Annotated in this window: 1 protein-coding gene; it reads left to right on the plus strand. The window is 71.4% G+C overall.

All coding sequences use genetic code 11. The annotated features are described in order from the left end of the window. Positions 1 to 3,524 (plus strand): SDR family NAD(P)-dependent oxidoreductase (locus ABT106_RS31460; protein ID WP_351284343.1); only part of this gene is annotated, 3,524 nt, incomplete at both ends.

The following is a 3,524-nucleotide window of genomic DNA, read 5'->3' on the forward strand; positions in this document are numbered from 1 at the left end:
GGCCTCCCCATCAACTGGACCACCCACCTCCCCCACCACACCCCCCACACCCCCCTCCCCACCTACCCCTTCCAACACCAGCACTACTGGCTGGAGGGACAGCGGGACGGGTCGGCCGACCCCGTGTCGGCCGGGCAGGCAGCGCTGGGACATCCGCTGCTGACCGCGAGGGTCGACGACGCGAGCCGACCGGGCGTGCTCCTCACCGGCCGGATCTCACTGCACACCCATCCCTGGCTGGCCGACCACGCGGTGGCCGGAGTGCTGCTGATGCCCGGCACGGCGTTCCTCGAGATGGCGGTGCGGGCCGGTGACGAGATCGGCTGCCCCGTCGTCGAAGAGCTGACGTTCACCGCGCCGCTGGCCCTGCCCGACGAGGGAGGGGTCCAGCTTCAGGTACACCTCGAGCCGGGCGGATCCGGCTACACGGTGAACATCTACGCGCGCCCTGAAGACGTACTCGACAGCGATCCGTGGACCCTGCACGCCACTGGCGTGCTTCTGGCCGACCAGGTCCCGCGACCGGTGACGGCCGAGGCGTGGCCTCCTGCGGGTGCCACGTCGATCGCGCTGGACACCGTCTACGAGCGGTTCGCCGAACGCGGCTACGTCTACGGCCCGGCCTTCCAGGGCCTGCGAGCCGCCTGGGAGTCGGCCGGGCAGGTCGTCGCTGAGGTGACGCTGCCGGACGACATCGACGTCGACCGCTTCCGGCTCCACCCCGCGCTGCTCGACGCAGCGGCGCAGACCGTGCTGCTGACGGCCGGTGACGCCCCGCCGGTCCTGCCGTTCGCCTGGCGGAACTTCGCCGTCCACAGCACCGGTGCCCGCACCGTCCGGGTACACCTCACCCGGACCGGGCCCGACCAGGCACGGTTGTTGATCACCGACACCGACGGCCGGCCGGTCGCCGAGGCCGAGCAGCTGGTGCTGCGCCCGCTGGACCTGACCCTGCTCGCGCGGCTCGGACGGCGCGACGCGCTGCTGCACGTCCGGTGGAACCCGGTCGGCCCGGTCGGCCTTGCGGTGGAGGGCCCGGCCGAGGAGGGGCCCGCGGAGGAGGTGCCGTACGCCGACGTCCGGCAAGCGGCGGACCTGAGCCGGCTGACCGACGCGCTTCCGGCACTCGTATGCGCGCGGTTCGAAACCGGTCCTGACGCGCCCTCTTCGGCCGACGCCCGGGCCGAAACCCGGCGCGCGCTGGAACTGGTGCAAGCCTGGCTCGCCGAGCCGCGGTTCGACGACGCGCGGCTCGTCTTCGTCACGCGCGGCGCCGTGCGAACCGTCCCCGAGGAGGAGGCCCGTACCAGCCACGCGGCCGTCTGGGGACTGGTCCGCTCCGCGCAGAGCGAGCACCCCGGCCGTTTCGTCCTCGCGGATGTCGACGACACGCCCGACTCCGCGCACATGCTGCCGACCGCGGTGGCCAGTGGTGAACCGCAGATCGCGCTGCGCAACGGCCGGGTGCTGGCTCCCCGGCTGGCCCGCACGGACCCTGCCGACCAGGGGGACGCGGTGTTCCGCCCGGGCGGAACGGTTCTCATCACCGGCGGTACCGGAACGCTGGGCCGCCGGATCGCCCGGCATCTCGTGCGCCACCACGGCGTTCGTCACCTGCTGCTGATCGGCAGGCGGGGTCCGGAGGCCGAAGGTAGTGGTGAGCTTCTCGAAGAGCTGCGGGCGTACGGCGCCGAGCCGCGGATCGTCGCCTGCGACGCCGCCGACCGGGAGCAGCTGAAGGGCGTACTCGACCGGGTACCGGCCGCGCACGCGCTGAGCGCGGTGATCCACACCGCGGCGGCACTGTCCGACAGGACGGTCGAGGCGCTCACTCCCGAAGGGATCGACGAGGCCATGCGGCCGAAGGCCGACGCGGCGGTGAACCTGCACGAGCTGACGCGGGGCCAGGACCTGGACGCGTTCGTCCTCTTCTCCTCCGCCGCCGGTGTGCTCGGATCCGCGGGGCAGGCCGCCTACGCCGCGTCCAACGCCTTCCTCGACGCACTCGCCGGATACCGTCAGAACCTTGGGATGCCGGCTGTCTCCCTCGCCTGGGGTCTGTGGGAAGAGCGCAGCGCACTCACCGGCGGACTCACCGGCACCGATCTGCACCGCCTCGCGAGCCTGGGAATCGGGGCGCTGCCGACCGAGCAGGCCCTCGCCCTGTTCGACGCGGCCTGCGCCGGCCGGCAGGACGCCACGCTGATGCCGCTGCGTCTTGACACCGCGTCGCTGAACAGCGCGACACGTGCTGTTCCGCCCATGCTGCGCGATCTCGTCAGGACACCGGTACGCCGCGCAAGCGCCGCGCAAGCGGACACCCGTCCGTTCGCCGATGTGCCTGCCGAACGCCGGGCCGATGTGCTGACCGACCTCGTCAGGTCACGCGCTGCCGCGGTGCTCGGCTTCTCCACGCCGGAAGCGGTACCCGTCTCCAAGGCGTTCCGGGATCTCGGTTTCGATTCGCTGGCCTCGGTCGAACTGCGCAACCAGCTGAAGAACGCCACGGGTCTGCGACTCCCCGCCACGATCGTGTTTGACCACCCCACGCCACTCGCGCTCGCGCGCCACCTCGAGGAGGAGTTGTACGGGCGCCAGGAGACCGGCCTCGTCTTGGATCCCATCGCCACGAAGGACGACGACCCGATCGTCATCGTGGGCACGGCCTGCCGGTACCCCGGAGGCGGTGACTCACCCGAGGCGTTCTGGCAGCTCGTCGTCAACGGTGATGACGCGGTGGCGCACATGCCGGCCGACCGAGGCTGGGACCTGGACGAGCTGTACGATCCGGAATCACGGCGCCCCGGAACGTTCAGCACGGCCCAAGGCGCGTTCCTCTACGACGCCGCGGAGTTCGATGCCGACTTCTTCGGCATCTCGCCCCGCGAGGCCCTCGCCATGGATCCGCAGCAGCGGTTGCTGCTGGAGACAGCCTGGGAAGTCTTTGAACGCACGGGAATCGACCCGACGACCTTGCGCGGCAGCCGAACCGGTGTGTTCGCGGGCGTGATGTACCACGACTACGGTGCCCGCCTCACCAACGTCCCCGCCGACCTCGAGGGCTACATCGTCAACGGCAGTGCGGGCAGCGTGGCTTCCGGCCGAGTGGCGTACGCCTTGGGTCTTGAGGGTCCGGCGGTCACCGTGGACACGGCGTGCTCCTCGTCACTGGTGGCGACGCACCTGGCGGCTCAGGCGCTCCGCAACGGCGAATGCACCATGGCTCTGGCCGGCGGCGTCACCGTCATGTCCACCCCCACTCCCTTTGTGGAGTTCAGCCGCCAGCGTGGGTTGTCCGCCGATGGACGCTGCAAGGCGTTCGCGGATGCGGCGGACGGCACCGGTTGGGGCGAAGGCGTCGGCCTCCTCCTCCTTGAGCGCCTCTCCGATGCCCGGCGTAACGGGCATCCCGTCCTCGCCGTCATCCGGGGCTCCGCCGTCAACCAGGACGGCGCCTCCAACGGACTCACCGCCCCCAACGGTCCGTCCCAGCAGCGCGTCATCCAACAAGCCCTCGCGAACGC

This window comes from Streptomyces sp. NPDC002044 (assembly GCF_040296725.1).
Taxonomy (GTDB): domain Bacteria; phylum Actinomycetota; class Actinomycetes; order Streptomycetales; family Streptomycetaceae; genus Streptomyces; species Streptomyces antarcticus.